Below are 3852 nucleotides of genomic sequence, written 5' to 3'. Positions count from 1 at the left end.
CGCGGGGACGAACGAGCCGGTTCCGGTGATGGTGGCGTGGCGCACGATGGAGAAGTCCTGAGTCCTGAGTCCCAAGTCCTAAGTGGGGGATTCGGAGCGGGACGGCTGTTCGCCCGTTGTCCCCTGCGGCGGCGCCGTCGTCCCGCGCCTTACGAGCTTGACGGGGAGCAGCTTCGCGGGCTTCACCGACACCTCCTGGCCGTCGAGCTGGCGGAGGAGGAGACGCGCCGCGCGGGCGCCCAGCTCGCGCGCGGGGATGGCGACGGTGGTCAGCTCGGGGGTGACGAAGCTCGCCATCTCCACGTCGTCGCAGCCGACGATCGACAGCTCGCCGGGGACCGAGACCCGGGCCGTCAGTGCCGCCTTCAGCGCGCCCATGGCGACCAGGTCGTTGGCGCAGAAGACGCCGGTCGGACGCTCACTCGAAGCGAGGAGACTTTTCATCGCCTTCTGCCCGCCGCTGACCGTGGGCGGCGTCCTGCGCAGCCATTCGTGTGGGAGCGCGATCCCCGCCTCGCGCAGCGCCTGGAAGAAGCCGCGCTCGCGCATCCGGAAGCCGTGCACGTCCGTCGCGGGGCCGATGAACGCCAGCCTGCGGTGGCCCAGGGAGATCAGGTGCTCCGCCGCCATCCGCCCCGCCGCCAGCGCGTCCGACGCGATCCCGGGCCAGCGCTCCGACGGCTCGTCGACGACCACGACCTTGAGGTCGCTCAGCGCGTCGTGCGGGAGCGTCGCCGCGCCGACGCCGTCGATGATCACGCCGTCCACCTGCCGCGCGCGCAGCGCCTCCAGGCGGCGGATCGGCGTGCTCTCGCGCGTGTCGCCGGGGAGGATCGCGTACCCCGCCTCGGCCGCGACCCGCTGCGCGCCGGTCACCACGTCCAGGAAGAACGGGTTGCTCAGGTCCGGCACCACCACCCCGATGGCGTACGACCGCCCGCGGACGAGTCCCCGCGCCAGGATGTTCGGCCGGTAGCCGAGCGCCTCGGCCGCTTCCAGCACTCGCTCGCGCGTGGCCGTCGCGACGCGCGCCCGCGGGTTGCCGCTCAGCACCAGCGACACCGTGGCCTGCGAGACCCCCGCCCTCCGGGCGACGTCGTGCGTGGTGACGGGACGGAGCGGGTTCGCAGGCATGCAGCGGGGCGGGTGGTTTGCTAATGCGTATTAGCTAATACGTATTGGCAAATCGATTGTCAAGAGTCTTGTCTTGAAGGGCGAAGACGAGCTGATCTTCTTCGAGACCTGATTTCTCACGCGGAGACGCGGAGACGCGGAGGAACCCATGCAGTTCTCCGCGCCTCCGCGTCTCCGCGTCTCCGCGTGAGTCCAATGGATGTCGGTCCGACGGCTACACGGCAGGCTCCGGCACGCCCGCATGCGCGGCGGAGGCGCGGGTGAGCTCGCGCAGGAGATGGAGGGCGGCGGCGTGGTCATCCGCCGGGAGGGCGGCGAGGAGCGCCTCCGTCTCCCAGATGGCGTCCTGGCGCAGGCGGGCCTCCAGCACGCGGCCGGCCTCCGTCAGCTCCAGGCGGATGGCGCGGCCGTCGCGCGCGTCGGCAAGGCGCGCCAGCCATCCACGGTCCTCCAGCAGCCCCACCGTGCGGCAGGCCGTGCTGCGGTCCACGAACAGCTCGGCGGAGAGCGCGCTCAGCGACAGCGGGCCGCGCTCGGCCAAAACCTCCAGCGCGTGCGCCCCGCTCACGGTGACGCCGTACACGCTCACCCGGTCGCGCTCGCGGAGCTGGTGCAGCCGCATCAGCTCGCGCAGCACCCGCCGCGCCTCCGCGGCCTCGCGCCCGAGCGGGGCGGGCGCCTCGATCTCGATCGTCACGGAATCACCACCCGGCACGTTGGGAGCGAAGGGGGAGACACGCCGCACGATGCCGTCCGCGCACCGGGCGGTCAACCCCGGCGGGCGGCGCTGCTACCGCGCCGCGTGGCACACGGCCGGACGAGGGATGGTGATCGGAAAAAGCGGCGCCGCGCGCGGGACTTGCGCGTGCATCTGGCCTGTAACAACTTAGCCATTCAGGCTGAAAACTGATGCATGCCGCCGGACCATCCCCGGTCCCGCCGCGACCCGAATAAGCCGCCGCCCCGCGCGGACGGCTCCCACGGCTCCACCCCGGACACTCCGGTCTCGAACGAACGTTCCCACGAAGCAGCTCCACCCGTCCCGTCCAATCCCCTGAAAGGAGGCGCGTTCAGCAACGTATCCGTCCGCAGCGACTCACCCTTTTCCGACTGGAGCAGGAGCATGAGGAAGCGAACGTGGTTGCTCGCCCTCGCCTGCGTGCTGGCCGCGGGAGCCGGACCCGCCGCGGCGCAGCAGCAGCGCGAGATCAGCGGTACCGTGGTGTCCGCCGCCACCGGCCAGCCCCTGGGCGGCGCGCGGGTGAACATCGCCGGCACCACGCGCGGCGTGAACACCGCCGCCAACGGCACCTACCGCATCAGCGTTCCCGCCGGCGACGTGGCGCTGCGCGCCTCGCTCATCGGCTACGCCAGCCAGCAGGTCACCGTGCCCGCCGCGCAGTCGACCGCCGACTTCCGGCTGGCGACGGACGCGCTGCGCCTCGACCAGGTGGTGGTCACCGGCCAGGCCACGAGCGTGGCGCGCCGCAACCTGGCCAACGCCGTCTCCACCGTGCAGGGGCAGGACCTGGTGGACCGCACCCCCGCGCAGACGGTGGACAAGGCGCTGCAGGGGAAGGTGCCCGGCGCGCAGATCGCCACCAACTCCGGCGCCCCCGGCGGCGGCGTGCAGATCAACATGCGCGGCGTGAACACCATCAACGGCTCGTCGAACCCGCTGTGGGTGATCGACGGCGTGGTGGTGAGCGACGTCTCCATCTCGTCCGGCCAGAACGCGGTGACCAAGGCCATCGTGGGCGACAGCGCCAGCAACCAGGACGCGCCCACCAACCGCATCTCGGACCTGAACCCGCAGGACATCGCCAGCATCGAGATCCTGAAGGGCGCCTCGGCGGCCGCCATCTACGGCTCGAAGGCGGCCAACGGCGTGATCATCGTCACCACCCGCCGCGGGCGTGACGGGCGTCCGGCCGTGTCGTTCACGCAGCGGGTGGGCTTCAGCGAGATCTCCAACACGCTGGGCTCGCGCGCGTTCACCCGCGACGACGCGGTGGGCGCGTTCGGCGCGGGCGCGGCGGCGTTCTTCAACGCCGACGGCACGCCCATCCAGTCTTTCGACCAGGAGCGCCTGCTGGCCGAGCGCAAGCCGATCTCCACCGAGACCTCGGCCAGCGTGAGCGGCGGCAACGGCGGGACGCGCTACTACGTGTCGGGGCTGGTGCAGAACGACGCCGGGATCATCGAGAACACCGGCTTCCAGAAGCAGTCGGTGCGGCTGAACCTGGACCAGACGCTGGGGCCGCGCATCGACGTGTCGCTGAACAGCAACCTGCTGCACACCGACGCCGACCGCGGGCTGACCAACAACGACAACGCCGGCGTGAGCTACTACGTGGTGCTCAGCGGCACGCCCAGCTTCGTGGACCTGCGCGGAACGAACGGCGTGTTCCCCAACAACCCGTTCGGCGCCAGCAACCCGCTGCAGACGGCCGCCCTGTCGCACAACGACGAGTCGGTGTGGCGGATGATCACCTCGGGGACGCTCAAGGTGGACCTGATGCGCGGCGAGCGCTCGTCGCTCAGGCTGCTGGGCACCGGCGGGGTGGACTACTTCAACCAGGACAACGGGCTCCTCTTCCCGGCCGAGCTGCAGTTCATGGCCGCCGACCCGCAGCCCGGCGCGTCGATCCTGGCCAACAGCCACAACCTGAACCTGAACGGCAACGCCAACCTGGTGCACACCTGGAACCCGCGCGC

Annotated in this window: 3 protein-coding genes; 1 reads left to right on the top strand and 2 read right to left on the bottom strand. The window is 71.3% G+C overall.

Annotation, left to right across the window (positions count from 1 at the left end; all coding sequences use genetic code 11):
- Positions 1-78: 78 nt before the first annotated feature.
- Positions 79-1134 carry a LacI family DNA-binding transcriptional regulator gene (locus VF092_09015; GenBank protein ID HEX6747412.1) on the bottom strand — a complete coding sequence of 352 codons (1056 nt, stop codon included), beginning with the start codon at positions 1132-1134 and terminating at the stop codon, positions 79-81.
- Between the two features lie 214 nt (positions 1135-1348).
- The gene (locus VF092_09010) at positions 1349-1831 is read right to left on the bottom strand and encodes a MarR family transcriptional regulator (GenBank protein ID HEX6747411.1); all 483 of its coding nucleotides are present in this window, start codon (positions 1829-1831) and stop codon (positions 1349-1351) included.
- A 426-nt stretch (positions 1832-2257) separates the two neighbouring features.
- On the opposite strand from VF092_09010, the gene VF092_09005 reads away from it, so the two are divergent.
- Positions 2258-3852 (top strand): carboxypeptidase-like regulatory domain-containing protein (locus VF092_09005; GenBank protein HEX6747410.1); only part of this gene is annotated, 1595 nt, incomplete at its 3' end.

It is taken from the genome of Longimicrobium sp. (assembly GCA_036377595.1).
Classification (GTDB): domain Bacteria; phylum Gemmatimonadota; class Gemmatimonadetes; order Longimicrobiales; family Longimicrobiaceae; genus Longimicrobium.
Note: the sequence above shows the minus strand (reverse complement) of the source record. Positions and strands in the feature narration are given on the sequence as shown.

Bases quoted from the DNA above. Each gene is read 5' to 3' on its own strand.
- VF092_09015 (HEX6747412.1), bottom strand. From the start codon at position 1,134: ATGCCTGCGAACCCGCTCCGTCCCGTCACCACGCACGACGTCGCCCGG.